Origin of the sequence: Actinokineospora baliensis (assembly GCF_016907695.1) — a bacterium.
Taxonomy (GTDB): domain Bacteria; phylum Actinomycetota; class Actinomycetes; order Mycobacteriales; family Pseudonocardiaceae; genus Actinokineospora; species Actinokineospora baliensis.
In genome coordinates this window covers 4,915,484-4,942,429 of sequence record NZ_JAFBCK010000001.1, presented here as the reverse complement: position 1 = coordinate 4,942,429, position 26,946 = coordinate 4,915,484, and the positions used below count along the sequence as shown (strand labels likewise).

At 70.1% G+C, this 26,946-nt stretch carries 27 protein-coding genes; 8 read left to right on the top strand and 19 right to left on the bottom strand.

Translation table 11 applies throughout. From position 1 onward, the window contains the following. Positions 1–54 precede the first annotated feature (54 nt). The 3 genes from JOD54_RS22605 to JOD54_RS22595 all read left to right on the top strand — a co-directional run bounded on the left by JOD54_RS22605 (position 55) and on the right by JOD54_RS22595 (position 2,559). Entirely contained in the window at positions 55–900 is an 846-nt protein-coding gene (locus JOD54_RS22605; RefSeq protein ID WP_204452878.1) for an MEDS and STAS domain-containing protein, read from the top strand. After that, positions 897–1,847: an anti-sigma factor RsbA family regulatory protein gene (locus JOD54_RS22600; protein ID WP_204452877.1), complete on the top strand. Its 951-nt coding sequence runs from the start codon at positions 897–899 to the stop codon at positions 1,845–1,847. The genes JOD54_RS22605 and JOD54_RS22600 overlap by 4 nt, the downstream gene beginning before the upstream one ends. Before the next feature lie 343 nt (positions 1,848–2,190). Next, entirely contained in the window at positions 2,191–2,559 is a 369-nt protein-coding gene (locus JOD54_RS22595; RefSeq protein WP_204452876.1) for a hypothetical protein, read from the top strand. Between the two features lie 86 nt (positions 2,560–2,645). Here the strand turns inward: JOD54_RS22595 and JOD54_RS22590 are convergent, their stop codons facing one another. The 13 genes from JOD54_RS22590 to JOD54_RS22530 all read right to left on the bottom strand — a co-directional run bounded on the left by JOD54_RS22590 (position 2,646) and on the right by JOD54_RS22530 (position 16,655). Continuing rightward, entirely contained in the window at positions 2,646–3,098 is a 453-nt protein-coding gene (locus JOD54_RS22590; protein WP_204452875.1) for a hypothetical protein, read from the bottom strand. After that, positions 3,095–3,355: a hypothetical protein gene (locus JOD54_RS22585; RefSeq protein WP_204452873.1), complete on the bottom strand. Its 261-nt coding sequence runs from the start codon at positions 3,353–3,355 to the stop codon at positions 3,095–3,097. Before JOD54_RS22585 ends, JOD54_RS22590 begins: the two co-directional genes overlap by 4 nt. Beyond that, positions 3,355–7,680 carry a DUF6531 domain-containing protein gene (locus JOD54_RS22580; RefSeq protein ID WP_204452872.1) on the bottom strand — a complete coding sequence of 1,442 codons (4,326 nt, stop codon included), beginning with the start codon at positions 7,678–7,680 and terminating at the stop codon, positions 3,355–3,357. The genes JOD54_RS22585 and JOD54_RS22580 overlap by 1 nt, the downstream gene beginning before the upstream one ends. Beyond that, a complete protein-coding gene (locus JOD54_RS22575; protein WP_204452870.1) occupies positions 7,677–8,030 on the bottom strand; it encodes a type VII secretion target in 354 nt (117 codons plus the stop codon). The genes JOD54_RS22580 and JOD54_RS22575 overlap by 4 nt, the downstream gene beginning before the upstream one ends. Positions 8,031–8,155: 125 nt before the next feature. Next, a complete protein-coding gene (locus JOD54_RS22570) occupies positions 8,156–8,635 on the bottom strand; it encodes a hypothetical protein (protein ID WP_204452869.1) in 480 nt (159 codons plus the stop codon). A gap of 257 nt (positions 8,636–8,892) precedes the next feature. Continuing rightward, complete coding sequence (locus JOD54_RS22565) at positions 8,893–9,324, bottom strand: nitroreductase family deazaflavin-dependent oxidoreductase (RefSeq protein ID WP_204452867.1); 432 nt, start codon at positions 9,322–9,324, stop codon at positions 8,893–8,895. Further along, on the bottom strand, positions 9,314–10,528 hold the full coding sequence (locus JOD54_RS22560) for an MFS transporter (protein WP_204452865.1): 1,215 nt from the start codon (positions 10,526–10,528) through the stop codon (positions 9,314–9,316). The genes JOD54_RS22565 and JOD54_RS22560 overlap by 11 nt, the downstream gene beginning before the upstream one ends. Positions 10,529–10,763: 235 nt before the next feature. Continuing rightward, positions 10,764–12,644 (bottom strand): DUF11 domain-containing protein, encoded by a 1,881-nt coding sequence (locus JOD54_RS22555; protein ID WP_204452863.1) that lies wholly within the window; start codon positions 12,642–12,644, stop codon positions 10,764–10,766. A gap of 305 nt (positions 12,645–12,949) precedes the next feature. Next, positions 12,950–13,426, bottom strand: a complete 477-nt coding sequence (locus JOD54_RS22550) for a hypothetical protein (protein ID WP_204452861.1) — start codon at positions 13,424–13,426, stop codon at positions 12,950–12,952. Continuing rightward, the gene (locus JOD54_RS22545; protein ID WP_307860213.1) at positions 13,423–14,706 is read right to left on the bottom strand and encodes a molybdopterin-dependent oxidoreductase; all 1,284 of its coding nucleotides are present in this window, start codon (positions 14,704–14,706) and stop codon (positions 13,423–13,425) included. Before JOD54_RS22545 ends, JOD54_RS22550 begins: the two co-directional genes overlap by 4 nt. Further along, positions 14,696–15,337: a class I SAM-dependent methyltransferase gene (locus JOD54_RS22540; protein ID WP_307860212.1), complete on the bottom strand. Its 642-nt coding sequence runs from the start codon at positions 15,335–15,337 to the stop codon at positions 14,696–14,698. Before JOD54_RS22540 ends, JOD54_RS22545 begins: the two co-directional genes overlap by 11 nt. Then, complete coding sequence (locus JOD54_RS22535; RefSeq protein WP_204452859.1) at positions 15,334–16,002, bottom strand: TIGR04282 family arsenosugar biosynthesis glycosyltransferase; 669 nt, start codon at positions 16,000–16,002, stop codon at positions 15,334–15,336. The genes JOD54_RS22540 and JOD54_RS22535 overlap by 4 nt, the downstream gene beginning before the upstream one ends. Then, positions 15,999–16,655 carry a glycosyltransferase family 2 protein gene (locus JOD54_RS22530; RefSeq protein ID WP_307860211.1) on the bottom strand — a complete coding sequence of 219 codons (657 nt, stop codon included), beginning with the start codon at positions 16,653–16,655 and terminating at the stop codon, positions 15,999–16,001. The genes JOD54_RS22535 and JOD54_RS22530 overlap by 4 nt, the downstream gene beginning before the upstream one ends. A 155-nt stretch (positions 16,656–16,810) precedes the next feature. Here JOD54_RS22530 and JOD54_RS22525 point away from each other — a divergent pair, with 155 nt between their 5' ends. Next, positions 16,811–18,100 (top strand): hypothetical protein, encoded by a 1,290-nt coding sequence (locus tag JOD54_RS22525; protein ID WP_204456461.1) that lies wholly within the window; start codon positions 16,811–16,813, stop codon positions 18,098–18,100. Here the strand turns inward: JOD54_RS22525 and JOD54_RS22520 are convergent, their stop codons facing one another. Beyond that, on the bottom strand, positions 18,101–19,150 hold the full coding sequence (locus tag JOD54_RS22520) for an NAD-dependent epimerase/dehydratase family protein (protein WP_204452857.1): 1,050 nt from the start codon (positions 19,148–19,150) through the stop codon (positions 18,101–18,103). It lies immediately after the preceding gene. A 142-nt stretch (positions 19,151–19,292) separates the two neighbouring features. On the opposite strand from JOD54_RS22520, the gene JOD54_RS22515 reads away from it, so the two are divergent. Then, the gene (locus tag JOD54_RS22515) at positions 19,293–21,017 is read left to right on the top strand and encodes a cytochrome c biogenesis protein DipZ (protein ID WP_307860210.1); all 1,725 of its coding nucleotides are present in this window, start codon (positions 19,293–19,295) and stop codon (positions 21,015–21,017) included. Positions 21,018–21,164: 147 nt separating this feature from the next. Continuing rightward, entirely contained in the window at positions 21,165–21,827 is a 663-nt protein-coding gene (locus JOD54_RS22510) for a fasciclin domain-containing protein (protein WP_204452854.1), read from the top strand. Positions 21,828–21,932: 105 nt separating this feature from the next. Here JOD54_RS22510 and JOD54_RS35720 read toward each other — a convergent pair whose 3' ends face one another. Beyond that, positions 21,933–22,802 carry a zinc metalloprotease gene (locus tag JOD54_RS35720; RefSeq protein ID WP_204452852.1) on the bottom strand — a complete coding sequence of 290 codons (870 nt, stop codon included), beginning with the start codon at positions 22,800–22,802 and terminating at the stop codon, positions 21,933–21,935. A 409-nt stretch (positions 22,803–23,211) separates the two neighbouring features. Here JOD54_RS35720 and JOD54_RS22500 point away from each other — a divergent pair, with 409 nt between their 5' ends. Next, positions 23,212–23,748 carry a hypothetical protein gene (locus JOD54_RS22500; protein ID WP_204452850.1) on the top strand — a complete coding sequence of 179 codons (537 nt, stop codon included), beginning with the start codon at positions 23,212–23,214 and terminating at the stop codon, positions 23,746–23,748. 24 nt (positions 23,749–23,772) lie between these two features. Here JOD54_RS22500 and JOD54_RS22495 read toward each other — a convergent pair whose 3' ends face one another. Together JOD54_RS22495 and JOD54_RS22490 are read right to left on the bottom strand one after the other, a co-directional pair. Beyond that, positions 23,773–24,342, bottom strand: coding sequence for a DUF4203 domain-containing protein (locus JOD54_RS22495; RefSeq protein WP_204452848.1), 570 nt, complete (start codon positions 24,340–24,342; stop codon positions 23,773–23,775). Next, a complete protein-coding gene (locus JOD54_RS22490; RefSeq protein WP_204452846.1) occupies positions 24,339–24,905 on the bottom strand; it encodes an HdeD family acid-resistance protein in 567 nt (188 codons plus the stop codon). The genes JOD54_RS22495 and JOD54_RS22490 overlap by 4 nt, the downstream gene beginning before the upstream one ends. Before the next feature lie 277 nt (positions 24,906–25,182). On the opposite strand from JOD54_RS22490, the gene JOD54_RS22485 reads away from it, so the two are divergent. Continuing rightward, the gene (locus JOD54_RS22485; protein WP_204452844.1) at positions 25,183–25,566 is read left to right on the top strand and encodes a hypothetical protein; all 384 of its coding nucleotides are present in this window, start codon (positions 25,183–25,185) and stop codon (positions 25,564–25,566) included. Positions 25,567–26,068: 502 nt separating this feature from the next. Here the strand turns inward: JOD54_RS22485 and JOD54_RS22480 are convergent. Both JOD54_RS22480 and JOD54_RS22475 read right to left on the bottom strand, forming a co-directional pair. Continuing rightward, entirely contained in the window at positions 26,069–26,497 is a 429-nt protein-coding gene (locus JOD54_RS22480) for a hypothetical protein (RefSeq protein ID WP_204452842.1), read from the bottom strand. Positions 26,498–26,531: 34 nt separating this feature from the next. Further along, positions 26,532–26,918 carry an XRE family transcriptional regulator gene (locus JOD54_RS22475; RefSeq protein ID WP_204452840.1) on the bottom strand — a complete coding sequence of 129 codons (387 nt, stop codon included), beginning with the start codon at positions 26,916–26,918 and terminating at the stop codon, positions 26,532–26,534. Positions 26,919–26,946: the final 28 nt, after the last annotated feature.

The following is a 26,946-nucleotide window of genomic DNA, read 5'->3' as shown; positions in this document are numbered from 1 at the left end:
GACCACGGCTCCCGCCGGTACCGGGATCACGACCCCAGGACGTACATTGACGCGGTGAGCCATCGCCCGGTACCGCCCGAGAACCCGCCTCAGACAGGGCGCAGTCACCTGTGCTGGGCGTTCACCGAGCCGGCCGAGTTCTTCGCCAGGGCCCGGGCGTTCCTGGTCGAGGGGTTGGCAGCGGGCAAGCGGGTGTGCCTGACCGCGCCCGGGACCGAGCGGGCGTTGCTCGACCAGGTGGCGACCATCCCCGGTATCGGCGACCTGCTCGAGCGCGGGGCGGTGCTGGTTCGGTCGCTCGACGGCGTCTATGCCGGGGGCGGGGTGGTCGACCCCGAGGAGCAGGTCCGGGTGTATGCCGGGGAGACCGACCAGGCCGTTGCCGACGGGTTCACCGGCTTCCGGGTCGCCGCCGAGGCGACCCACCTGGTGCGCACCCCCGCGCACCTCGACGCCTTCGCCAGCTACGAACACGTCGTGGACCGCTACATGGCCGCATCCACCTTCGACGCGATGTGCGCCTACAACGTGCCCGAGCTGGGGGCGGACACGGTCGACAAACTCGCCACCATGCACCCGGGGGGCAACGTCGACACCGTGCCGTTCCACCTGCACGGGTGGGGTCGGGGCGGCGCGGTGGCGCTCGACGGCGAGTTGGACCTGAGGTCGCGCGAGCTGTTCCCCTGGGCGCTCGAGCACGCCGCGCCCGGCTGGGGTGGTGGGGAAGTCGTGGTCGACGCCCGCGGGTTGACCTTCATCGACCACCACGCGCTGCTGCGCCTGGCCGACCAGGCCGAGCGGCGCGGCTTCACCGCCGTACTGCGTACCCGCGCGATGAACCCGGCCCGCCTCGTCGAGATCCTGGGGATCAGCGGCGTGCGCGTGGAGCAGGTCGCATGAGCGCGCACACGCACTCCGCCAAGCGCGGCTACGACCACGTCGCGCTCTACTACACCAACGACGGCGACCTGCTCGACGGGGCCGTCCCCTTCCTCGTCGACGGAGTCGCGCGCGACGAAGCGATGGTGATCGCCCTCGACGAGCCCCGGGCGGACCTCGTGCTCTCCGCCCTCCCGGACCCCGATCGCGTCGTGACCCTCCAGCCGGATCCGCAGTACACGCGCCCCGCGGCCACGATCAAGGCGTACCGCGACATGTTCTCGTCGCTGGTCAAGCGGGGCGCCAGCGCGATCAGGGTCGTCGGCGAACTCCCCTCCCCCGCTCTCGCGCAGGCGTGGGACGTGTGGTCCCGCTACGAGGCCGCGGTCAACTACGCCTACGACGCGTTCCCGGTGCGGAGCATGTGCGCTTACGACACCCGCACGACGCCTGCCCCGATCCTGCGCGACGTCGCCCGCACGCATTCGCTCGTGGCCGTGGGCGGCACACCGAAACCCAACCCCGAGTACGTCGAGCCGCCTTCCTTCCTCTCGCGCTCGGGGCCACCGACGCCTCTCCCCGTCCAGCACCTGCCGCCGACCGCCGCGCTCATCGACCCCACTCCCGCCGCGGCCCGTCACGCCGTCACCGCGGCGGGTGCCTTCGCGTTGTCCCGCGCCGACCTCGAAGACCTGGTGACCTCCGTCAGCGAGATCGTCACCAATGCCGTCAAATACGGCACACCACCGGTGACGGTGCGCCTGTGGACGGGTCCGCGGCAGGTCGTCGTCACCATCCACGACGGGGGTCGGGGCCCCGTCGACCCGTTCGCCGGGCTCGTCCCCACCCCGAACCCGGACGGCGGCGGCTACGGGCTCTGGATCGCCCACCAGCTCTGCCACCACGTGACCTTGAGCCGCGCCGAATCCGGCTTCACCGTCCGGCTCACCATGGGGCAGCAGAGCTGATCCACGCGCACAACGGCTGCTCTGGCGCGGTGGACGCAGTCGCTGCCACCGAACGGGTCACGTAGGGTGAGTGCAGCGGGTTGTGTGCAGAGCCACACTCGACTGCGCCGGGTAGCCGCGAATTCCGTTGCTCCATTGGAGATCACCGCATGCCGGAGGCGGTGAGGTCACCAACGCAGGTTGGGCGCGATCACGGACCGTGCGTGCCGTCGACCGGCAAACAGTCCATTTGGGTCTGCGGTGACCGGTTAACGTCGGGGATGTCGCGGCGCAACACAGGTGCCGCGGCGCGAACACCCCGTGACCTCGAAGACTGGAGCACACCATGTCCGCAGGTTCCCGAATGTCCGTTGCCTCCCGGATCGCCCTCACCGCCTCGGCGGGGATCGCCGCCGCAGTCGTGCTGGCCGCCCCAGCAGCCGCGACGCCGACCGTCTACATCGCCACGTTCCCGACGTACAGCCAGTGCGACGACGCGGGCACGCGGGGCGTGACGGCCGGGGTGTTCGCCGCCTACGACTGCCGCAACGGGTTCACGGGGTACGACCTGATCGTTGAGCCCACCACCAACACCTTCACCGACGTCTACATCGCCACCGTGCCGACCAAGGCCGACTGCGACGCCGCGGGCGCCAACGGCAAGCCCTCCGTGTGGACCACCCACAAGTGCCGCAACGGCCTCACCGGTTGGGACCTGCTCGTGAGCAAGTAGCCACACGTTGGGGGCGGCACCTCTGCCGCCCCCAACGAACGGCTACGGGACCGCTGGTGGCCGGGGTGTTGCTGATCTCCAGAGACCTAGTCGTCCGGCTTGTCGCGGAGGAAGTCGTAGGTTTCGTCGTCCGAGGGCTCGGTCGGGGATGAGGCCCGGGGTGGCAGCGGTGGACCCGCCTCGATGATGTCGTCGACGGGTTGGCCTTCTTCGATGGCGGTGTAGGCCTGGCGCATGCCCTTCACACCCGGGGCCAGGGCGGACTGGACGTCGGGGTCGTCGAAGTGGCGGCCGTCGGCGAGGTCGGACCAGGAGAGTTCACCGCGGTCGATGCGTTCTTGGAGTTCGCGCAGGGATCGGGGCGCGTCGTCGCCGCGGGCGTGTTCTTCGAGGAGGCGGAGGTCCTCTTTGGACAACGTGGTGACCGGAACCGCCTGTTCGACCTCCTTGGCGGAGACGATGGCCTCGTCCAAGCCGACTTCGGCGGCCTCGAGCTGGGCCAAGGCTTCGGCGATGCGCGGATCGTCGTTGAAGGTCACGAAGCCTCCTCGTGCCAGGGGTGCTCGCCCCACCCCGCCTTGTCCACGTCCTCCCGTGTGGCCCAAGAGGTGCTACCGGGGGCGAAGCTGCGACCGCACGCGGTCCAGTCCGGGGCCTCGGGGACGGTGACGCGGTCCTCGTGGGCCGCGTCCGCGGGGGTGCACCACACCGAACCGCAGGTGTCGCACATCAGGGCCAGGGGCAGCACCGGGCGGACCAGGCCCTGGTCGTCGAACGGGCACTCGCGCAACCACATCACGGCGCCGATCCAAGCACACTGCTCGGGATGCCTGCGACCGGGAACGCCGAGATGACCTCGTTGCCGTTGCGGGTGACCAACTGGATGTAGCTCACCTGCGGGTGGCCGCCCTGCGCGCCGGGAACGCCACCGACGTACCCGACGTTCTGCCCCATGGGCACGTAGTGCGAGGTGTTCCCGTTGGGCTGCAGGATGCTGACCACGCCTCCCTGCTGGACCCTGGCATAGGCGTTGTCGACGAGCCGGACGACGTCGTTGCCGTTGGTGGCGTTGAAGACGCCGTGCTGCTGCCGGGTTGGGATGTCGGCGGTGTGGTTCATGACGTGGTTGTAGCGGTTGCCGTAGGTGGGGTTGTTGTCCGGGCCGTAGACCAAACCACCCGGCGACTGGAAGGTGTTCGGGCCGGTCTGCGTCAAGGCCGTGCACGGCGCCAGACCGAGCGGGTCCGCGGCGACCAGCGGGTTCGTGGGGTACGCCGTGGGGTCCGGGCCCGCCAGCAGCCCCAGCGGGTCGCGGGAGGTGTACTGCCCGGTCTCCGGGTCGTAGTACCGCATGTAGTTGTAGTGCTGCCCGGTCTCGGCGTCGTGGTACTGACCGGGGAACCGCAGCGGGCAACCACCGGCGTCGTCGGTCGCGGGCACACCCCACACCGACGTCCTGGCGCGCCACGCGACGTCGCCGTTGTGGTCGAGCATCTCCGTTGGGGTGCCGATGAGGTCGGTCACCAGCGCGTAGAACCGCTCGTCCACGGTCTGGGTGATCGGCCGGACGTCGCCGGGCAGGCATTCCCAGGTGGTCACGCCCTCCACGGTGGACTGCTCGGCGAGCACCACCCCGTCCCAGGTGAACTCGACCCGCTCGACGACGGCGCCCGCCGCGTCCAACCGCTGCTTGCCGACGCGGCGGCCGAGTGCGTCGTAGGTGTAGCGCCAGTGCACACCATCCGGCGTGACGACCTGGACCAAGCGGTCCTCGGCGTCCCAACTGTAGGTCCACGAACGCACCTGACCCGACAACGTGCGGCGGGTTCTGGTCACCACGCGGCCTTGCGCGTCGTGCTGGTATCGGGGGCCTTCGGGCGCGGCTACTCGGGAGCCCGTCTGGTCGTAGGCGTAGCGCTCGGTCCAGCCCGCGGCGCGAACGCCGGTGATCCGGCCCGCCGCGTCGAGGTCGTAGCGGCTGTCACCCGCCAGCGTGTCATCGATGCCCACCACGAGGCCGTCGCCGCGGTAGTTGTAGCGCCGCTGCCGGACCTGACCGCCTGCTGTGGTGACGGTTTGGCCGGTGAGCCGGTGGTTGCTGTCCCACGTCTGACCGAGTGAAACCCCGCCGACGAGGCGCCGCACCTCACGGCCGACCGCGTCATATCCGAAGTGGACGGTCTGGCCCGCCGTGGTGAGGCTGACAAGCTGGTCCCGCCCGTCGTACTCCCACGTGGAAACCGCGCCGGAAGAGGTGGTGCGCCGGGTGCGCCTGCCCACGGTGTCGTACTCCGACGTGACCGCGCGGCCGTTGCAGGTCTCGGACAGCACCCGCCCGAGAACGTCCCGTGTGTACTGGACGTCGGCATCGGCGTTGGTGGCGCGCAGAAGTCGGCCCAGCGGGTCGAACTCGAACACGGCCCGCGCATCACCCGCGCGCTTCTCGATCGCGTTGCCGAGAGCGTCACGGGTGAACTCGACGCTCTCCCCCGCGCCGTTGGTCCGGCGCACCAGTCGACCAGCGGCGTCCTGCTCGTAGCCGAGCGAACGTCCGTGGAAGTCGACCTCCCGGACCAGGTTGCCCGCCGCGTCGTACTCGTAGCGCCACACCTGGCCCGCTGCGTTGGTGACGGTGGTGAGCTTGAGCCTCGTGTCGTAGCCGAACTCCAGCCGGGTGCCGTCGGAGGCGGTGCGGGCGGCGGGCATGTCGAAGTGCGTGATCTCGGTCCGGGTGGTCGCCCCCAGCGGGTCGATGTGCTCGACCTGGTTGCCCTCGCCGTCGTAGCGCCACCGGGTCACCGCCCCGTTGGGTGCGGTCTGGGAGATCAGCTTGCCCTCGATCGTCCATCCCAGAACGACGGTGCCGCCGAGCGGGTCGATGATGCGGGTGACCCGGCCGAACGCGTCGCGAACGTACTGCGTCGTCGCGCCGAGCGCGTCGGTGACCGCGACCGGCAGTCCGGCGGCGTCGGTCAGCACGTGCGTTGTCGCGCCGAGCGGGTCGGTGACCGCGATCCGGTTGGCCTGGTAGGTCGTTCTCGTCACCGCACCGGCCGGGTCGGTGATCGCGACGATCCTGCCGAGGTCGTCGTACTGGCGCTGCCACACCGCGCCATCCGGGTCGGTGATCCTCGCCGGGCGGCCTGCTCCGTCGTAGTCGACTCGCGACTCGGTGCCGTTCGGGTAGCCAACGGCGATCAGCCTGCCCGTGTCGTCGTACCGGTTGCGCGTGACGTTGCCGAGCGCGTCTGTGCTGGCGATGAGCCGGTCGCGGCTGTCCCATTCGGACCGAACGGTGTGGCCCAGCGGGTTGGTTTCCGCGGTGACGTTGTTGCGCTCGTCGTAGCGGTAGACGGTGGTGGCGCCGAGCGCGTCGGTGTAGTGGGTGCTGCGGGTGGCGGAGTCGTAGGTGAAGGTGCCGTTGAGGAAACCGCCCGCACCCTGGTTGGCCACGCAGCGACCCGCGGTGTCGTACAGGTAGCGGTACCACTGGTCGTTGCGGTCGATCCAGCGGGTGATCCGGCCCGCGGTGTCGTACTCGAAGTGCAGGGCCTGGTTGGAGGAGTTGATGACCTCCGCCAGGTCGCCTGCTTCGTTGTAGCGGTAGCGGACGAGCGTGATGTCGCCGCCCAGGCGGAGCCCGGTGATGCGGCCTTCTTCAGTGTCCACAGTGACCTGGTAGCCGCCGGAGTGCGTGATGCGCGTCAGGACTCCGGTGTCGTCGTGGTGCAGGTCGATCTGGTTGCCGACGGCATCGGTGATGCTGGTCAGCGGGCGGACCGATCCGGTTCCCACGAAGTGCAGGACCTGGCCATCACGGGTGATCGTGTAGCCGTCCTCGGTTCGGCTCAGCGGCCACGCTGGTCCGGTAACCGGCAGAACGTCCCCTGTGGACTGCGGGTAGACCAGGATCACGCCGTCGTCAGCGACATATACGACACCGAGAGCGTCGAACTCAAGACGCTGGTCGATTGTGGACGCCCACGAGTGCCCGTAGCGCAGGCCCGCGCGGAATGAGGAGATGTGGGTGCGGCGGATGACCAGCGGCAAAGCGCCAGCCAGTTCGACGTCGGTCTGGCCGATGATCACGTCACCGGTGACGATGTCGACCGGGTCGCCGCAGGTGGTGCGGTTGCACTCGGGGGTGCGGGTGTTCTTCGGGTCTGCCGGGCGGTTGCCGCCCGGAGTGTTCTGGCCGGGGCGCGCGGAGTTCCCGGAGGTCGCGCCCGGGACGACTGTCCCCGGCGTGGGTTGGTCTGGTTGGCGTGCGGCGTTGCGCTCGTTGATGAGTCCACGGGTGTTGTCGTACGCACTCCCCACGGCACCCGCGGCCGAGGTGGCACCGGCGACGGCGGTCTGCGCGCCGCCGCGTACCGCGTCGGTACCGCGCTTGATGCCCATGGCGCCGTCGGCGGCCTGGTTGCCCGCGTTGATGGCGTCGTTGAGGTTGCGCACGTCCTTGATCTTGGCGAGCGCGGTGCCGACCTGCCGGACACCGTCGATCACCTGCTTGGCGCCCGCGATGATCGCCTTGATGCCCTGGATCAGGGACATGATGGCGTTGTAGAGCTGGTAGCCGTCGTAGACCAGTTTGACCGCGCGGGCCCAGCCGACGGCCGGGATCGGCAGCATCGCCGCGGCCTGGATCAGCTTGTGCACCAGCTGTTTGATCAGCTTCAGCGCCTGGTCGCAGGCGCGGCGGGACCCGTCGGCGACCTTGCGCAGCGCCGCCCCGATCAGCGCGGCCGCCTGCGCGTCGGCCTCCAGGCCGAGCGTCCACGTGGTGCCGATGAGCTTCTGGAACCGCTCGTACGCCGCGCCGTTCCAGCCCTGCGCCAGCTCGGTCAGGCCCGCGTTCATGTTGTTGCGGATGGCCTGCAGCGCGTCCTTGACGTTGGTCCACTCCGCGGCCTGGCGGGCGATCTTCTCGAAGTCCCCGGTGATCGGGGTGATGATCGACTCGACCAGCGACTCGCCGACGACCTTGCGCCACACCCAGTCGACCGCGCGCACCTCGATCCCGGCGTCGCGTATCGCGTTCTGCGCGGTTGGCCCACCCGCGGTGTTCGGCGCCCGGTTGAGCAGCGCGACCGGGTCGGTGACGTCGGCGTGCCCGCTCATCTGGCACCCCCGCGCACGGTCGGGGCGTGCACCGACTCCAGACCGCGGCCCGCGCTCTGCAGGCGGGTGGCAGCCGCCTTGTCGCTGTCCTGGTAGGCCTTGGCCGCCTCGTCGAGGCTCTTCTTGACCTCGGTGATCTTGCGATTGGCGTAGGTCAGCGTGTCGCCGTAGAGGTCGACCACCCCGGTGACGGCCGGGACGAGTACCTGCAACAACCCGGTGAACCCGGCCGTGTCGCCGCCTTTGCCCCTGGCGTGGCCCTCTATCGCGGTGAACTGCCCGGCCACCCGCTCCAGCATCCCGCTGTAGCCCTGCAATTCACGCGGATCGACCTTGAACCCGTCACCCACCGGACGCACCCCTTCGCCGCTGACCATCCCCCCGACGCCCGACTACGACGACGCTCGCGCGGGTCAGTTCCCCACGCGCGGGATTTCGTCACAGCTCACCGGAATGGCCCAGCACACCCGACGGGTCAATTCCGCAGGGCAGCGGATTTCAGTCGAAACCTCCGGAACACGTGCCCGTCAATCTCCACCTCACCGTCGGTGCGGTACCCCAGCCGCAGCAGCGCGTGCCCCCGCCCCCGGCTCGGCGGGAGCAACACCGTCACCGAGTCGCGCGCCGGATCCGCGAAGACCCGCCTGATCACCTCGCGGTAGATCCGCTCCCCCAGCCCCCATGCATGCTTGTGCAACACCAACGCGATATCGGCGTCCGCCCCCTCGGGCTGCGGCCCACCCCACCCCACGAACACCCCATCCGCGACAAACCCCCAGGGCCCGTACCCGTGCTCCGCCCAGATCGCCTCCTTCCCGGCGACCCACCCCCGGCACGCACCCTCGTCGAACCGCCCCGAGGCCAACGGCAGGTGCCCCCGAACCGCCGGATCGTCCAACAACCCCACGATGTCGGCCACGGCGATCTCGGTCAGCCGCACGAACTCGATCTCCACCCCCACCATCCTGCCACCGGCGGTCGGCGGCGCGGTGGCCGCCGATCCCGGGAGGTCACTCCGGGTCGAGCACGAGCACCGGGATCAACCGGTCGCGAACCACGCCCGTGTACCGGCAATCCGCAGCGGTGCCGTGCGTGAGCACGGCGACGCGTGGATCGTGTCCGACGTCGGGCAGCAGCCTTCGCCCGAGGCGCGAACTGCGGCCCGTAGGCCCAACTGCGGTCGGCGGCCCACTAACCGCCGACCGCCGGTGGTCACTTCGGGTCGAGGACGAACACCGGGATCAGCCGGTCGGTCTTCTTCTGGTACTCGCCGTAGGACGGGAACGCGGCGACGGCGCGGTCCCACCACTCGGCTCGTTCGGGGCCGTCGACCTCGCGGGCGGTGTACTGCTTGGTCACGGTGCCGTCCTGGAGCGGGAACTCCGGGTGCGCCTTGATGTTGTGGTACCACGCGGGGTGTTCGGGAGCGCCGCCCTTGGAGGCCACGACCGCGTAGCTGCCCTCGTGCTCCACCCGCATGACCGGGGTGTGCCGCAACTCCCCCGACTTCGCCCCCCGCAGGGTCAACAGGACGATCGGCTTGCCGAGGACCTTGATCCCCTCGGTGGTCCCCGTCTCCACGATCTGCTTGGTCTGCGCCCGCACCCACTCAGTAGGACTGGCCTTCACCGTCTCATCCGCCATGTCCACCGCCAACGCCCGGCCCGTCTCCGGCATTCCCCACGGACGGGTGAGCTGTGGACCGCAGGCCCGGGCGCAGGAGGGCCGTGGTCACGAGGGAGAGGACGGCCATCGTGGTCATGGTCCACCCGACGGGAAGTGCTTCGGCGGTGGCTCCTCCCAGGAGGGCGCCGAGGGCCTGGCCGACCATCACACCTGTGGCGGACAGGCCGAAGGCCTGGCCTCGGACGTCGTCGCGGGTGTGGTGCAGGAGGCGGTCTTGCAGGGGCAGGGCGGCGGCGTAGCCGATGGCGGAGACGGCGATCAGGGTGGCCGCGACGGGGGTGGGCGGGGATAGCGGGAAGGCCAGGTAGGGCACGGCCAGGAGCAGGCGCAGGGGAACGGTGAGTCGGTCGCGGAGGGCTTGGGGCGTGAAGCGGCCGAGGACGATGTCACCCGCGAGCATGCCGATGGCGCCCGCGGCGAACAGGTAGCCGCCGTGGTCGCCCGCGTAGGGGATGAACAGCGCTTCACACCCGACGACGAGCCCGTTGGGGACCCACATCATCAGGTAGAGCGGGCGCAGGACCGGTGACCCCAGCAGTTCCCGGTTGACCGCCTTGCTGCGCGCCACGACACTGCCCGTGGCCCGCGCTCCCCGGTCCGACAACCCCGTCCAGGCCCGGACCGCGGCCACCACGCTGACCCCCGCGGCCACCCCGAACAACCACGTCGGCTCCACGGTGGCCAGCAGCACCGACCCCAGCGCATAGCCCCCGACCTGCATCCCCCCGACGGCGAGGTTCATCGTGGCCCTGGCCAGCACGAACGCCGCCTTCGGCACGATGTCCGACAGCAGCGCCACCACCGTCCCGGACGTCGCCCCCGCCGCCACGTAGCCCGCCGCGAGGATCACGAACCGCATCCACCAGCTCAACCCCGGGACCATCTGCAGCGCCGCGGTCACCGTCCCCACCCCGGCCGCGACCACGATCGCCGCCCGCGGCCTGAACAGGTCCGAGGAAGCCAGCAGGTACCGAGCCGTCACCAACTGCACCAATGGCCCACCGAACAGCGACGCCGCGGTCAACAGCGGCGACCGGGTCTCGGCGTACATGACCGTCCCCAGCGCGAGGCTGTCCAGAACGATCCCGATGATGGTGAACAGACGCGCCACGAACAGGACCCGGAACTCCCGTAGCGCGAAGACCTCTCGGTAGGTGATCACTGTGCTCCCCACGTGGGTCCTCGCAACCTAGCGCCACGCTGGGGGGACGCCCAGCGATTTAGGCGCTCCCGGTGCCGCGGGGTAAGCGGTCAACCGGCAATCGTGAGGAATGGCGCCCACTGTGGAATGCGTCCGCAACTGAAGATGTCATTCAGACCCGGTCCCCGGCATCCGTGGCCAGGTTCGGTCGGCCGCGCAGTGGGGTCGCGCTGCGCGGCCGACCGAGGGCCGAGGATCAGTGGTGGGTGATGGTGACCGCCGACGCGGTGGTGTTGTTGAGGTAGTTCGTGTCCCAGGTGCGCAGGGACACGGTGTGGCCGGTGAGCAGTCGCGGTCCTGGCAGGAACGGTCGGGCGACGACGGTGATCGTGTAGTCGGCAGTGGCGCCGCGTGGGATGGACCCCGTCGTGAACGTGACCTGGTTGCCGAGCAGCCCGCCGGTGGTGCCGCCGCCGTTGTCGACGAGGCACCAATCCAGCGGCAGTGTCAGCGTGGACCGCACGTCGGCGGCGGCGTGCGGGCCGTCGTTGTGCGCACGCAGGGTCACCTCGAACGGCACCCCCTTGGGGACGGCGGTCGGTGCGGTGATCGTGGCCGACAGGTCCGCGCGGACGGGCCCGGGTGGGTCGGTCACGGTGGCGGTGAACGTCGCGGTGGAGGCGACGCCCGGTGTGGCAGCGGTGATGGTGACCTGTCCCGGCGTGTTCCCCGCGACCAGAGCCGGTGCAGTCGCCGAACCCGTGGCGTCCGTGGTGGCGTTGGCGGTGGACTGGCCGCCTGCGAAGGACGCCGGGCCGGAGGTGATGGTGAAGGTCACGGGCGTGCCCGAGGAAGCGCCACCCGCGGTGTCGGTGACCGCGGCGACCAGGGGCGCGCCGAAGGTCGCGGTGGTCTCGGCGGACTGGCCGCTACCGGAACGCGCGGTGATGGCGGCCGGGATCGGCGCGGTGACGATGAGAGCGTAGTCCGCTGTCCCCGTGACGCCGGGGGTCGTCGCGGTGACGGTGACCGGGCCAGGGGTAGGCCCCGCGGTCAGCGCCGGGGAAGTCGCCACCCCGGCGGGGTCGGTCGTGGCGGTCGCGGTCGCTGAACCCGCGAAGGTAGCGCCACCCGTCGCGGTGAAGGTGACCTCGGCGTTGGCGAACGCAGCGCCGTACTGGTCGTTGACGGTCACGGTGAGCGGCGCCGCGAACGGCAGTCCCGCCGGAGTGGACTGGCCGCCACCGGACGTTGCGGTGATCGTGTCCGCGCGCGGGGGCAGCGGCGCGAAGACGAACACGATCCGCCCGTCCCCGGCGTTCACGCCGTCGGTGACCGTGGGGGTCGTGCCCGCCACGAGCCCGGACACGTAGCTGGATCCTCCGCCGCCGCTACCGCCCGCACCGCCGGTGCTGCCGCCGTTGGACCCGCCCTGACCACCCGCGCCACCGGCGCCGTAGCCGCCGCCACCGCCGCCGCCGAACCCGGCGGGGACGTAGGACGGTGACGACGCGCGCGCACGGGGGCCGTTGGGAAATCCGCCGCTGTTGCCCGGTGGCGGCGTCTGGTACCCGGGAGCCGGGGCACCGCCAGCGCCGCCTGAGGTCGCGGTTCCGGCACCCCCGCCTTGGCCGCCGCCGGTCAGCCCGTCGCCGCCCGCGCCGTTCGTGCCCGCGGAACCGCTGTTGGCGCCCGGGGTGCCGGGGTAGGCGGGCGACCCGTAGCCGGGTCCAGCCGCGCCACCGCCCGATCCCGCGGTCAACAGCGGGGCGCCGGTCGCGGTTGTCACCGCCACCAGGTCACCGCCCGCGCCCTGGCCACCACGGGAGCCGGTGTTGGTGACCCCCCGGTTGCCGACCCGCGCGTTGAGCGTCTGCCCCGAGGTGACCGCGATCGTGGCGACCACGCGGGCGCCCTTGCCACCGGGCGTCCCGTCGACCGCCGGTGCACCGCCCGCTCCGTCCAGCGTGACCGTCGCCTGGCCGACCTCGTCGGGCACCACCACGCTGCCGGTGCCCACCGTGCAGGTGACCGTCGTCAGCCCGTCGACGACCACCGGGTCACCGCACGTCCCCGCCGCCGACGCCGGTACGGCGCCGACCACGACGAACGAACCCACCACGACCGCCGTGGACATCCACGCGGCCGTCCTCCGAAATCGCACGAAACCCTCCAGGTCGTGATCCGGTGCCTGCTGTCCCCCGACCGTGCGGACCGCCGTGAACGCCCGTGGAGCGTCGAGTGGGCGGTGCGGATGCACGTGCAGTGAACCAGCGTCGGCGGGGACCCGACATCCGCCGTTCGGTGAGCGCACACTCCGAAGTGGACATTGCGCCAACCGTGTGCCAGAACCACATTCGCCGCGGCGGCGCCGTACGAGGGCGGGCGAGAATGCCTACTTTGGGTGGGCTGCGGAAGATCGCGGGTTCCTCGGCGGCGCAATCATGGGCGTGCGGGACCCTGACGGGGTGAGGCTTGATCATGTTTGACCACGCGGCGCGCGAGCAGGACCCGCGCGGCGTAGGTGGCCGCACTTGTCGTCAACAGCAGCGCGGTGAGCAGGAGCCAACGGGTCAGGAACGGGGTTTGGGTGAGGCCGGTGGCGGTGTGGAAGGTGTCGGCGCCCTGTCGGATGATGCCGGGCAGGAACATCAGCAACAGCAGGCCGGAGGCGAGCAGCGGCAGCCGGATGTGGTTCACCAACGGGATCCGGGTGTCGAGGCTGGTGATGGCGCGGTCGGCGGCGGCGTAGGCGGGGAACAGGACGAGGTCGTGGGCGATGGCGGCGGCGAGGAACCACAGCGCCATCCTGGGGAGGCTGGGGTCGTCGAGGATGTGCAGGACGGCGTAGGTGGTGACGGCGAAGCTCGCGATGAGCGCGGCGGCGTGCCAGGGGCCGTGGGCGTGGGGGCCGGTCATCGGCGGAACTCGATCGAGCGGACCCACTTGGTGTTGTGGACGCCGGGCAGCGCGGGGACGATCACCCGCGCCGGATAGCCGTGGTCGGGGGACAGATCGGCGCCGTTGACGCGCAAGGCGAGCAGGGCGTCGGGGTGGGTGACCTGGTTGCCTTGCAGGGTGGCGGAATTGAAGCCGCCGTCGCGTTCGAGCGAGCGGACGTGGGCGCTGGTCGGGTTCGCGACTCCAGCGAGGGTGGCCAGGTCGCGGAGGCGGATGCCGGTCCAGTCCTGGGTGGTGGACCAGCCCTCGACGCAGGCGATGGGCAGGGTGGCGGTGTGCTGGGGCATCGCGGCGAGGCGGTCGCGGTCCAGGGTGAGCGGGGTGGGTCCGCCGGAGAGCAGCAGGGTCCAGCCGGGGCCGGTGTCGGCGTCGGTGATGCCCGCGGCGGTGGCCGTGCGGTTGACCGGGAAGCCGTTGGGTCCGTCACCGGGGTCGAGGCCCCGTGGTAGCAGCAGTGCCAGCGGTCGCAGCCAGTCGATGGTCTGCCCCGCGGTGAGCAACCCGACGAGCACCGACCCGCCCGTGACGACGCCGAGCGCGCCGCGCCTGCTGAGGGTGGCGGGGGCGGGTTCGACCGCGACCAAGCCGTCATCGGCGGGCTCCGGCCGGGTGTCGGCGCGGGATGTGCGCAGTTCGGCGCGAAGGGAGCGGGACCGAAGCACCTTCGCCATAGTGGGGAGTTTGATGACGATGTGGCAGGCGAAGGCGGCGATGAACACCCACGCGCCCCAGTAGTGCGCGGTGTAGAAGCTGAACCCGAACACGTAGTCGTACTGGATGTTGAGCAGGCCGGTGACGATCTCGAACAAGATCGACCCGACCAGCAACAACACCGAGAGCCGCTCGAGCAGGTGCACCGCGGACCGGACCGGCGGCCAGGAGAACAGGCGCGGCAGCACCGACCACAGCTTGGCCAGCACAACGGGGACGAGGACGAGTCCCAGTCCCACGTGCAGTCCCTGGGTGAGGCGGTAGAGCCAGGACGGTTGGGTGGGCCAGTCGAACAACGGCAGGCGCAGCCAGCCGACATCACCGGGGATGGCCTGTCCGAACTGGGGGCCGTAGGCGATGTAGGACAGCAGGCCGGTGATCACGACGACCGGCAGCGCCACGAGCAGGACAAGACCGAACACCGAGGTCAGCCAAGGTCCGCGCAAGGGGCTGCGCCACCGCTCGGCGGGGAACGGCCAATGCTCCCGTAGCCAGCCGGTGGCGCGTCCGCGCAGGTCAGCGGGCACGTGCGGGGCCCAGTCGGACGAACGCGCGCCCAGCGGCGCCGCCCTGTTCCAGTACCGCGAGCCCGGCCAGGCGCGCCACGGCGACGATCGCGTCGGCCCCGACCTCGGCCCAGGCGAACCACTGGCCCAGCGCACCGCGGTGGTCACGGGAGCGGGCGGCGCCCCGCCACAGGCCACTGGGCCGAGGCGCGATCTCCACCAGGACGTTTCCGCCCGCTCGCACCAGCGCCGCGGCCCGGCGCAGCAGGGCCACCGGGTCGCCGCCGATGCCGATGTTGCCGTCGGCGAGCAACACGTGGTCCCACCGGCCCTCGGCGGGCAGGCTGGTGAAGATGTCGGCCCGCCGCACCGGCACCGCGCGGTCGTGGCACTGGGCGATGGCGTGATCGGACTTGTCCACCCCGAGCACGGTCAGCCCGCGCACCAGCAGGGCCTCGACCAGCCTGCCGGGGCCGCAGCCCAGGTCCAGGGTCGGGCCGTGGCAGCGATCGAGCAGCCACCGGTCCGCGCCCGCAGCCCGATCCCGCCAGCGGTCGGGGTGCAGCGGTGAGGTGCGACCATCGGACAGTTCCAGGGTGGTGGCCGTGCCCGTCAGCGCCGCGGCGAACTCGTCCGGGACGACGGCGGTCACACCAACTCCCGCACCGCGGCGGCGAAGCGGCTACCGGGGACCGAAGCGGCCACGAGTCGGGCGTCGTCGACGGTGTCCACATCGGTCAATTCGGGCGCACCCACGAGGTGCAGCCCGTGCCCGCGCAACGCGTCGGCGGTCCGCTCGCCGGTGTCGTCGCGCGAGGTGGGGACGTCGATGATCACCTTGGCTTGCCGCGGGTCGCGCAGGCCGAGCACCCACCAGCCGCCATCGGCCGCAGGGCCGAGCAGGGCATCGGTGCCGTGAGAGCGCAACGCGCGGCAACAGGCGCCGAGCAGTTCCGGGCTGATCTGCGGGGTGTCCATGCCGACCTGCAGGCTGTCCGCGCCGGGCAGCAACTCGGCGACGTCCTCGTGCGCGGCGGTGATCCGCTCCCCCAGGGTCTCCCCGCGTTGGACGATCACCGGAAGATCCCGCAGCGCGGCCCGCAGTTCGGCGCGGTCGACCGCCTCGTCGAGGTCACCGGACAGCGCGATCACCGGCTGCGCGTCGGGCACCTCGCGCAGGGCCAGCACGGTGTCGAGCAACGCGGCGGCCGCGACCTTGGCCGCTTGTTCCGGTGTCGCGGGTGGACAGAGCCTGGTCTTGACGAATCCCGGCCGTGGTGACTTGGCCAGCACGAGCAGAGCGGTCTTGGGGGTCATGAGCGCAGTACCGCCGTTCCGAGGTCGCGGACGGCCCGGACGGTGCCGAGCACCGAACCGGACACTTTGGACTTGCCACCCGCGCGCGGGAGGTAGGGCACGTCGACCTCCTCGATCCGCCAGCCCGATCGGGCAGCGCGCACCAGCAATTCCACCGGATACCCGAAAGCGCGGTCGGCAACCCCGAGCGCGAGCAGTTTCTCGCGGTGGCCCACGCGGACGGACGCGATGTCGTGCACGGGGACACCTCGGCGGCGCAACATCGCGGACAGCACCGCGTTGCCCGCCTTGGCGTGCCACGGCTGCACAGACCGGTGTGAGTTCACCCGGCGACCCACGGCCAGGTCCGCGCCTTCCCGCACCAGGCGCACGAGGGTCAGCAACTCGGTCGGGTGCACCGAACCGTCGGCGTCGAGGACCGCCACCAGATCAGCGCGGGCGTTCGCCAGGCCTGCGTGGACGGCGGCGCCGTAGCCGCGGCGCGGTTCGGCCACGACCCGGGCGCCGAGTTCACGAGCCACCGCGGCGGTGTCGTCGGTGGAGCCGTTGTCCACCACCAGGGCGGTGTAGCCCTCCGGCAACGCGCGCAACACGGTCGGCAGGGCCTCCTCCTCGTTCAGGCACGGTAGGACCACCTCGACTGTTTCGGTCACACGGGTGATTCGTAGTGGATCGCGGACGAGTTTGCCCGTCGAACCCCTTTTCTTCCGTTGAGCGGGGTGAACCGACCAGCTCTACACTGTCGCCGGTGCGCCACTCCGATTCACCGAACTCTTACCCCACAGGGCATTCATCTCGACGGGAGTCGGTGTTCGACGCGCTCGTCATCGCGGTCACCGTGGGTGTAGTTGTTGTCGCAGCATTCGTCGGTTGGGCGCTCAAACGTGGTGGCGTGAAAATTTTCCTGCCATTTCCGCCACTGCTGGCCGAGTGGCTGCCGCACGTCGGGCCGGGAACGGTGTTCGCGGTGCTGGTCGCGGTGGCCGTGGTCGGGTGGGGGCCCGGTCTGGCCGAGCGGTTGCGCTGGCCGGTGCTGCTGCCCGTCGGCTGGCTCACCGCGCTCGCCTGGACCCTCGCCCTGGCCCTGTCCGACGGCTACGGCAAGGGTTTCGCGGGCAGGCTCACCAGCCGCGACGAGTACCTGCACGACGTTCCCAGGGTGACCGACATCCCGGCCATGCTGCGCGACTTCACCTCGCACATCCTCACCGACCAACCCGGCGCCTGGACCACGCACGTCGGCGCCCACCCGCCCGGGGTGTTCCTCCTGTTCGTCTGGCTCGACCGGATCGGGCTCGGCGGCGGACCGGCCGCCTCCCTGTTCTGCGTGCTGATCGGCTCCTCGGCCTGCGTCGCCGTCGCGATCGCCGTGCGCGCGCTGGTGAACGAGACCACCGCCCGCGCGGTGCTGCCGTTCTCGGTGCTGTTCCCCGGCGCGGTGTGGGTCGGCGTCTCGGCCGACGGGCTGTTCGCGGCCGTCCTGGCGTGGGGCGTCGCCGGGCTGGCGTGGGCCTCGACCCGCCGCACCGATCTCGTGGCAGTGGGGGCGGGCCTCGCACTCGGGTACTGCCTGTACCTGTCCTACGGGCTCGTGTTGGGCGGCGCGGTGGTGGTGGCCGTGATCGCGGTGACGCGGAACTGGCGCGCGGTCGCGTTCGCCGTGCTCGGGGCGGGGGCCGTGGTCGCCGCGTTCACCGCCGCCGGGTTCTGGTGGCCGACGGGGTACGAGCTCACCAAGGTCCTGTACGCGGGCAGCATCGCGCAGAGCCGTCCCTACTGGTACTTCGTCTGGGCCAACCTCGCCGCACTGGTCTTCGCGCTGGGGCCCGCCGTGATCGCCGGGGTCCGACGGGCGGCAGTCCGGCCACGCCTACTGGGCTGGGGCGCGGTCGCGCTGGTGGCCGCCGGGCTGGTCGCTGTACTCGTAGCCGACATCTCCGGACTCAGCAAGGCCGAGGTGGAACGGATCTGGCTGCCGTTCGGGACCTGGCTCGTCGTCGCCTGCGCCTGGTTGCCGCGCGGGCAGCACAGGGGGTGGTTGGCCGCGCAAGCCTTGTTGGCCTTGCTGGTCAACCACCTCCTGCTCACCGTCTGGTGATCACCCGCGCAACGGGGCCTTGGCGAACTCGACCATCCCGTCGGCGAACGGAACCTGTGCGGTGAAGCCGAGTTCATCGCGTGCCCGCGCCGGATCGGCGACCACGTGCCGCACATCGCCCGCCCGCGCGCCACCCACCACCTCCGGCACCGGACCGCCCATGGCCTCGGCCAAGGCGTGCGCCATCTCCCCGACGGTGTGCGGAGTACCGGAGCAGATGTTGACCGGGCGGCACTCACCGGCGGGGGCGGGTGTGGTGAGCGCGGCCAGGTTCGCCGCCGCCACGTCGCCGACGTGCACGAAATCCCGCCGCTGTCCCCCGTCTTCCATCACCTTCGGCGCCTCACCACGCTCCAAAGAGGACCGGAAGATCGATGCCACACCCGCGTACGGGGTGTCTTTCGGCATCCTGGGCCCGTAGACGTTGTGGTACCGCAAGGCCCACACGTCCCCGCCGGTCTGCCGCGCCCACGCGCCACACAGGTGTTCCTGGGCCAACTTCGTGGCCGCGTAAGTGCTGCGCGGGTCCAACGGCGCATCCTCCGGCACCAACCCCGACTCCAGCGGATCGCCACACACCGGGCAACCGGGCTCGAACCGCCCAGCGTCGATGTCTTCCACCCGACGCCTGCCCGGTGTCACGACCCCGTGCCGTCCACAGTGGTAGCGCCCTTCGCCGTAGACCACCATCGAACTGGCCAACACCAACCTGCCGATCCCGTGCTCGTACATCGCCGCCAACAACACCGCAGTCCCAAAGTCGTTGATGCTCGCGTAGTCCGGGGCGTCCGAGGGGTCCACCCCGTGCCCCACCATCGCCGCCTGGTGACACACCACGTCAACCCCGCCCAGCACCTTGTCCAGCGCCGACCGGTCCCGCACATCCCCCGGCACGACCTCGAACCCGTCCAACCACGCGGGCATCTCGCCCCGCGCGTGTGCCTGGGGCAACAGGCAGTCCAGCAACACCACCGAGTGCCCTGCGGCCCGAACGGCGTCGGCGATGTGTGACCCGATGAACCCGGCACCGCCGGTGAGCAGAATCCGCATCACCCAACCGTAGGGTCGCCGCGATCCGCCCGCAGAACGCGCGGGCAACGTCGTCGGGTGGGCTGACGGGACCAAGCCGTCGGCGGTGGTGGGCCGAATCCAGCGTCGTGGCCCGCCTTCTGCGGGCCGGGCGAAGGTGGTGGTGCCGGTGTTGACGCTCGCGCTGATCGGGTTGATCGGTGGTGCGGTGACGGGGATCTCGCCGTGCATCCTGCCGGTGTTGCCGGTGATCTTCTTCTCCGGCGCGCAGTCGGCGCGGCAGCGCGCCGAGGGCGCGGTGGCGGTCGCGGAGAAGCCGCCGTCGAAGTGGCGGCCGTTCCAGGTGATCGCCGGTCTTGTGGTGAGCTTCTCGCTGGTGACGCTGTTCGGGTCGTTGTTGTTGTCTGTGTTGGGTTTGCCGCAGGACGTGTTGCGGTGGGCCGGGTTGGTCGTGCTCGTGCTGATCGGTGTGGGGTTGATCGTGCCGAGGTTCGAGCACTTGTTGGAGCGGCCGTTCTCCTGGATCCCGCAGCGCAATCCGGACGCCTCCAAGGGCGGGTTCGCATTGGGCTTGGCGTTGGGCGCGGTGTACGTGCCGTGCGCAGGCCCGGTGTTGGCCGCGATCACGGTCGCCGGGTCGACAGGGCGGATCGGGTGGGACACGGTCGTGCTGACCACGACCTTCGCGGTCGGTGCGGCCACGCCGTTGTTGGTGTTCGCGTTGGCCGGGCGCCGGGTCGCCGAGCGGGTCGGCGCGTTCCGCAAGCGGCAGCGCGGGATCCGGATCACCGCGGGCATCGTCATGATCACCCTCGCGGTCGGGTTGGTGTTCAACCTGCCGCAGTTGTTGCAGCGCGCTCTGCCGGACTACACGGCGCCGTTGCAGGACAAGGTGAACAACTCCCAACCCGTCCGCGACGCGCTCGACCTCGCGAACCTGACCAACGACCAGAACAAGGACCTCTCCAAGTGCACCGTCGGCGCCACCGAGCTGCAGAGCTGCGGCACCGCGCCGGACATCCGCGGCATCCAGCAGTGGGTCAACGGTGATCCGGTCGAGTTGTCCCAGCTGCGCGGGAAGGTGGTGCTACTGGACTTCTGGGCGTACTCGTGCATCAACTGCCAACGCTCGATCCCGCACGTGACAGCCTGGGACTCCGCCTACCGCGCCGCGGGGCTGCGGGTGATCGGCGTGCACTCCCCCGAGTACGCGTTCGAGAAGGAACCCCGCAACGTCATCGACGCCGTCGCCGGGTTCGGCATCCGCTACCCGGTCGCGCTGGACAACTCGTTGTCCACGTGGACCAACTACCGCAACCGCTACTGGCCCGCCCACTACCTGATCGACGCCACCGGAACCGTCCGGCACATCAAGTTCGGCGAGGGCGAGTACGACGTGACCGAGCGGATGATCCGGGACCTGTTGCGCGAAGCCGATCCCGAGGTGACCCTACCCGCGCCGACGGACACCGCCGATACCACGCCGAACACCGGCGAAATCACCCGGGAGACCTTCCTCGGCTCGACCAAACAGGTCAACTACGCCGGAACCGGGCGCTACACCGCGGGCGACGCGGCGTTCACCTTCCCCGCGCAGCAGCCTGATGGCTCCTTCGCCCTCGACGGCGCGTGGACGCTGGACACCCAGAACATCACCCCCACCAGCACCGAAGCCCGGGTGCGGCTGAACTACCGGGCCAAGGAAGTCCGCGTCGTCCTGTCGGGCACCGGCACCCTCACCGTCAACACCCCCACCGGCACCCGAACGATCTCCGTGTCCGGCACACCGCGCTCGTACGAGGTCATCACCACCCCATCAGTGCAGTCGGGCGCGATCACCGCGACAGCGAGCAGTGGTGTCGCCCTGTTCTCCTTCACCTTCGGCTGACCAGCGAACACGATCGGGCGGCGACCAATCCGCCCGACTCGACCGCCCGAATCACCCTCCGAGGCCTTGAGCTCCACTCGCCGAGGACCCGCCTCCCCGCGGTCGGCACACGACCGCGTCTACCCAGCACTTTGGAGTCAAAGCGCCATGCAGAACAAGATTCGCACCGCTGTCGTCGTCGCCGGTATCGGCGCGCTCGTGCTGACCGCGGCGGCCTGCGGGAGCAGCGACAACGCCGCGAGCTCGAACTCGGCCGCGATGACGACCACGACCACCGCCGCCCCCATGACCACGAAGGCCGCGATGGCCGACCCGGCCGCCGACCTGGTCGGCCCCGGCTGCGCCGACTATGCCAAGGCCGTCCCCAGCGGCGCCGGATCCGTCTCCGGCATGGCCGCCGACCCCGTCGCCGTCGCCGCGGGCAACAACCCCCTGCTGACCACGTTGGTCGCCGCGGTGTCAGGCAAGCTCAACCCGAAGGTGAACCTGGTCGACACGCTCAACGGTGGCGAGTTCACCGTCTTCGCCCCGGTCGACGACGCCTTCAAGAAGATCGACGCGGCGACCATCGAGAAGCTCAAGACCGACGACGCCCTGCTGACCAAGATCCTGACCTACCACGTCGTCGCGGGCCAGAAGTCGCCCACCGCGGTCGTCGGCTCGCAGACCACCGTGGAAAAGGGCACCGTCGAGGTCACCGGCTCCGGCAACAACCTCAAGGTCAACGACGCCAACGTCATCTGCGGCGGCGTCAAGACCGCCAACGCCACGGTCTACCTGATCGACACCGTGCTCATCCCCAAGAGCTGAGCGGGATCCGCCGCCCCGGCCCTTAGGACCGGCTTGCGGGGCGGCACATCCCACTCCAAGGCCATGCCCACCACCTCCTCCCCGGTAGTGGTGGGCATGGCCTGTCTAGGCGAAGTCGCGGTAGGTCGCCATTTGTTGCCGCATCCGGTCAGTCTGGCCGGAGGTGAACTCGGTCATGCAGGAGTCGTCGCTGTAGTCCATGAAGTTGCGGATCGGGTCCAGGCCTGGTTGGGGGCAGGTGTCGCGGCCGGTCGGGCAACCGAAGGCTGGCGAGGCCTCGTACGGGGTGTCGTCGACGTAGTCCCCGGGTGCGGTGCACCCGTTTTGGAAGGTGTTGTACAGGCCCATCCAGCCGCCGATCCCGTGGGTCGCGTTCCTGCCCTCGGCGAAGGGGGCGCCCGAGCCGCCGGGCAGGGTGGAGAACAGGACCCCGACGCCGTCGCCCGACTGGTCGCCCTGGTACGCGGCGGGCATCGTCGACCAGCCCAGGTTCCCACCTGAGATGGCGCCGACGACGTAGAGGTTGAGGTCTGCCGCCGCGCCCGCGCGGAGCTCTCGGGTCAGTTCCTGCCGGTTGGCGCCGCTGGCGTCGCTGAACCACGCCTCGTTGACCGTGCGGGTGATCTCCGCCAACGCGAAGCTGAACCCCGTCGGGGCGAAGTCGACGTTCAAGACCTCCAGCTGCTTGTCGATCACCGCATCGAGGACGTTGCCGCCCTCCGGCGTGTCATCCTTGGCGATCACGTGGACGTAGACCTTCGTGGCTTCCGGGGCCTGAGTGGCGACGCCGCCGCGTGCGGACATTCGTGCGTGGAAATCCCGCTCGTTCGCGGCGGCCTCGGCGGCTGGTATCGGACCGTCGTCGCGCGCGGGCCGGTCCGCTGGGTACGCGGCCCAGGTGACGCACCCTTCGACGGTGCTCGCGGCACTGGCGGGCGCGAGCACCCCGGGCAACACCGCCGCACAAGCTGTCACCAGCCCGATCCGGCGCAAGCGATGGGTCCACAGTCGACGCATGGTAGAACTCCGTGGCTATCCAGTGGTACTTCAGCGCGAAGCCACCCGCGTGAGGACACAGTGGATCGTCCCTCCGCGACAGTGCGATCCCCTCGAGCGGGGACAGCGGGTGACGGGCCCAGCCTGCTGACCACATCCCCGGCGGCAACACAGCGTCAGCGAGTCCACTCGTTGGAGTACATCATTCGCAGGTGCATCGGGTTCACTCGAACAGTCTGTCGACCGCGAATACCTCGACGCCCTAGGCTTCTTAGCCGTAGCGGTGTCCTGGCGTCACCTACATGGGGAGCTTGAGCGTTCTTGTCCGGCCCGCTCACCACCGGCTGGCCGCACGGTGCACCGAGAACAAATTGGAGAGGCCCTACCCATGACCTTCCGCACCCAACTCCGCCGTGTCGCGACCACCGCGGTGTCGCTGTGCCTGCTCAGCCTCATCGCACCCACTCCCGCCCGAGCGACCCCGGCCCTGGTGGCCTGCGTCGGTGACATCGAGGTCAACTTCTCCCCCGGCCTCAGCTACACCACCCAGACCGTCGCGGTCAGCGGCGTCGAGACCGCCAGCACCTGCACCAGCCTCACCCACCCGAACCTGCACTCGTTCACCGCCCCGTTCGCCGGCAACACCGAACGCTCCTGCCTCTCCCTGCTGGCCGAAGGCAACGGCGACGAGACCCTGTACTGGGACAACTCCACCACCAGCCACTGGGACTGGACCAGTCACCCGACCCAAACCGGCAGCGCGCTAGTTGTGGTCACCACTGGCCTCATCACCTCCGGCACCCTCACCGGCGCCACCGTCACCCAAGAACTCGTCGTCACCGCCAGCACCCTCGACGCCTGCACCCAACCCGGCGGCCTCACCCAACTCCAAGGCCCTTCGACCTGGCAGTTCACCCGCCTCTGACAACTTCGCCTTGGGGGTCACGCCTCAGTTCTGCGCGGTGTGAGCGCGTTGAGCGGACCATCCCACGGCGCCAAGGGCGATCCAAGCCGTGCCTGCCACCACGGCCTGCCAGCCCGCTGCGGGTTCGCGCAGGAAGCCGAGCGCGTCGGGAAATGTCCAGGCCAAGCCGCTCAGCGCCAGGCCCGCGCCACCCAGTGCGCAGGCCAGAGCGACCATCGGTAGGCGGTACCGCTGAACCGCCAGGCCGGTGAGGAACCCCGTCGAGGCCGCGAACAAGATGGCCAGCACGATGTCGGTGCCCTGGAAGAGACCGAGCAGCTTGGCCCCGATGATGGCGCCCGTGAGCGCGCCGATGAAGAACAGCCCGGTTCGGAACACCACAACCACCAACACCCAGGCCAGTGCCGCCACGGCGACCGCGATGATCAGCGCGGCACCCTGGCCCGCGTCGAACGGCTCGGCCAGCAACCACCCCAGTGCCAGCCCGGACGCGACCACCGCCAAGTGCAGGGAGCGGACACCGAAGAAGCACAAGACGATCCCCACTGCCATGGCGAACACTCCGGACACCATGTCGACGTGCCCCGTGGTCATCCGCGCGCCGGGCGAGCACGGACGGCTTCGACGCCGGTAATGGCACCGATCACGATCAGCCCCACTCCGAGGGCCAACTCCAGTGCCGCGAGCGAGATCTCCGGCTGCACGAGGACGTAAGCTCCCGCGACCGCGCTCAGCACACCCAATACGACCGACCACCCACGGCCTTCGCCCCCACGGTCGCCAAGCGCGGCCACCACAGCCAGTACACCGCCGACCAGCCACCACGAACCCGCCAAGACGGCGAACAACGTCAAGGTCTGCGACGGGGACCGCAGGCACAGCAAGCCAACCAGGAGTGACAGCGCGCCGACCACCCCGAGCAACACCCGCCCGCCCCCGGACGCCGAATCGTCGGCGATCGCCTGCAGAACCCGCACCACGCCGTTGGCGATCAGGGTGATGGCGAACAGCAGCGCCAAGAGCCCCAGCGAAGCTCGCGGCCACACGAGCGCGGCGATCCCCACCCCGACCATCAACACGCCGTTGAGCACCCCCAAGCCCCGCCGCGAACCGGCACCGGCCTGGCCTACCCCCGCCACGACTGGCTCCTCGGTCATGCGTCTCGACCTCCCTCGTCGGATGCGCCCAGCGTCCTACGGGTCGAGCGGCGGGCGGATCACCTGGAACAGGCGGACTCTCCGGGACGGCGGCAAACTCCCGGACCTCGCCGCATGCGGGGTTCAGCGACCTCCCGCGCGACGCATAGGGTTGGTGAGCCGCACAGACATGGCGGAGAGGCAGGTGCGCACATCCTTGGTTGGCCGCGATGACCAGATGAGTTCCTGGGTTGGTGACCTCGAACCCGTTCTCGGGAGCGAGGTGTACGACCCGCAAGTGCGCCCTTGGTTGGAAGCGGTGTTCGACAGCCACGGGAGCGCGCCTGCCTGGTACGTCGAGGAACTGGCTGGGCAGCGGCGGCGGGAACTGGTGGCCGAACTCGTGCCGGTCGTGCTCGACCAGGCCGAGTCGGCGCTCGGTCACCGCCCGGAGATGATCGTGGCGGGTAATACCGTTGGCCACGAACAGGTGTGGGCGGTGACCAGGGAGCCCGCCTTGGTCGCCATCGCCGACGCGGTCCAGTCGCTCATCGCCTCCCGCGACCGCGTCGTGTGGCCGGTGTGCCCACGACACCTGGTCGGTCAGCACCCCGAACTGCGGGAGGGTCTCGCGGTGTGGGTGTGCCGAGCCGGAGATCACGTGGTCAACCAGATCGGCTGAGCGTCCTCATGCCAGAAGCTGAACTGGATCCGCCGTCCCGGCCCGTAGGGCCTGCTTGCGGAACGGCTTTCCCACTCAAGGAGATACCCATCACCTTCTCCCCGGAGAAGTGGGCACGTCCCGTCTGGGTTTGATCATGCGGTTGAGGATGTGGAGGAGGTTGTCGAGGTCGGTGCGGATGGTGGCGATCTCGGTGTTGATGGAGGTGAGTTGTTCGTGGATGGCGCGTAGTGGTTCGGGTTGCTTGGCGGCGGTGCTCGGGGGAGTGGGGTGCGGCCGTGGAGGAGGGCGGTGAGGTGTTCGGGGTGTAGGCCGAGTGTGGTGGAGAGTGCTTCGAGGGTTCGTGGGCTGCGCTTGCGTTGGACGCTGTTGTACTGGAGTTCTCGGACGATGGCTTGGGAGACCTGGGCTCGTTGGGCGAGGTCTTGCTGTGTCCACCCGAGTTCTCTGAGACGGCCCTCCAAGCAGACCGCGAGAGCTGTCCAGTCGTTGGGTTCGCTGCTCATTCAGCCGGTGCGGGCCTGTTGTGGGTCGACTGTGAGCCTGGGGCCGCTTGGCGCCTGAGTGCTCGGTACTCGGTCTGGAGCTGGTCGAGTTCGTGGTTGAGGTTGGCGAGCAGGGTGGTGATGTGCTCGCGGAGTTGTTGGGGGAGGTCGGCTTCGGCGAGTTCGGCGGCGATGGCTGGTGGGGTGGTGGCGATGTGGCGGAGGTGGTCGGGGTCGAGGTGGAGGGCGCGGGAGAGTCGGGCGAGGGTGAGGGCGTGGCGGTTGCGCTGGGTGGTGTTGCGGACCAGTTCGTGGATGGTGGTGGCTGAGACTCGGGATGTGGCGGCGAGGTGGGTGATGTCGATGCCCAGGTGGGCCATGCGGTGCTGGATGGTGACCGCGACGCCTGCCCAGTTGCGGTGGGGGTGTGGTTGGGTGCGTGTCATGGCGTCCCGTGGGTGTCTGTGCGGTTGGCGCGTACTAGGCGCGGCGGGTGTTGTGCAGGATCATCGCCAGGTCGACCCGGAACTGGTCAAGCGTCTCCGCCATCTCGACCATGCGGTGCTCGATCGCCGCGAGTCGTTGCGCCACGGGGTCTTCGGGTTCGGGGTCGGTGTGCGGGGGTGGTGGGGTGTGGCCGTGGAGGAGTTGGGTGAGGTGGTGGGGGTGGAGTTCGAGGGTGGTGGAGAGGGCTTGGAGGGTTCGGGTGCTGCGGTTGCGTTGGAGGGTGTTGTATTGCAGTTCGCGGATGATGGCTTGGGAGACCTGTGAGCGTAGGGCGAGTTCGCGTTGGGTTAAGCCGAGTTCGGTGAGGCGTTCGGTGATGCAGCGGGCGACCGCGGGCCAATCGACGGGGGTTGGGCTCATGCAGCGTCCGCTTCAGTTGAGACCGGCC

Excerpts from the sequence above, each read along its gene's own strand:
- JOD54_RS22600 (WP_204452877.1), top strand. The coding sequence starts at position 897 with ATGAGCGCGCACACGCACTCCGCCAAGCGCGGCTACGACCACGTCGCG.
- JOD54_RS22595 (WP_204452876.1), top strand. The coding sequence starts at position 2,191 with ATGTCCGTTGCCTCCCGGATCGCCCTCACCGCCTCGGCGGGGATCGCC.
- JOD54_RS22585 (WP_204452873.1), bottom strand. The coding sequence starts at position 3,355 with ATGTGGTTGCGCGAGTGCCCGTTCGACGACCAGGGCCTGGTCCGCCCG.
- JOD54_RS22580 (WP_204452872.1), bottom strand. The coding sequence starts at position 7,680 with ATGAGCGGGCACGCCGACGTCACCGACCCGGTCGCGCTGCTCAACCGG.
- JOD54_RS22565 (WP_204452867.1), bottom strand. The coding sequence starts at position 9,324 with ATGGCGGATGAGACGGTGAAGGCCAGTCCTACTGAGTGGGTGCGGGCG.
- JOD54_RS22555 (WP_204452863.1), bottom strand. The coding sequence starts at position 12,644 with ATGTCCACGGCGGTCGTGGTGGGTTCGTTCGTCGTGGTCGGCGCCGTA.
- JOD54_RS22550 (WP_204452861.1), bottom strand. The coding sequence starts at position 13,426 with ATGACCGGCCCCCACGCCCACGGCCCCTGGCACGCCGCCGCGCTCATC.
- JOD54_RS22535 (WP_204452859.1), bottom strand. The coding sequence starts at position 16,002 with ATGACCCCCAAGACCGCTCTGCTCGTGCTGGCCAAGTCACCACGGCCG.
- JOD54_RS22520 (WP_204452857.1), bottom strand. The coding sequence starts at position 19,150 with ATGCGGATTCTGCTCACCGGCGGTGCCGGGTTCATCGGGTCACACATC.
- JOD54_RS22510 (WP_204452854.1), top strand. The coding sequence starts at position 21,165 with ATGCAGAACAAGATTCGCACCGCTGTCGTCGTCGCCGGTATCGGCGCG.
- JOD54_RS22500 (WP_204452850.1), top strand. The coding sequence starts at position 23,212 with ATGACCTTCCGCACCCAACTCCGCCGTGTCGCGACCACCGCGGTGTCG.
- JOD54_RS22495 (WP_204452848.1), bottom strand. The coding sequence starts at position 24,342 with ATGACCACGGGGCACGTCGACATGGTGTCCGGAGTGTTCGCCATGGCA.
- JOD54_RS22490 (WP_204452846.1), bottom strand. The coding sequence starts at position 24,905 with ATGACCGAGGAGCCAGTCGTGGCGGGGGTAGGCCAGGCCGGTGCCGGT.
- JOD54_RS22480 (WP_204452842.1), bottom strand. The coding sequence starts at position 26,497 with ATGACACGCACCCAACCACACCCCCACCGCAACTGGGCAGGCGTCGCG.
- JOD54_RS22475 (WP_204452840.1), bottom strand. The coding sequence starts at position 26,918 with ATGAGCCCAACCCCCGTCGATTGGCCCGCGGTCGCCCGCTGCATCACC.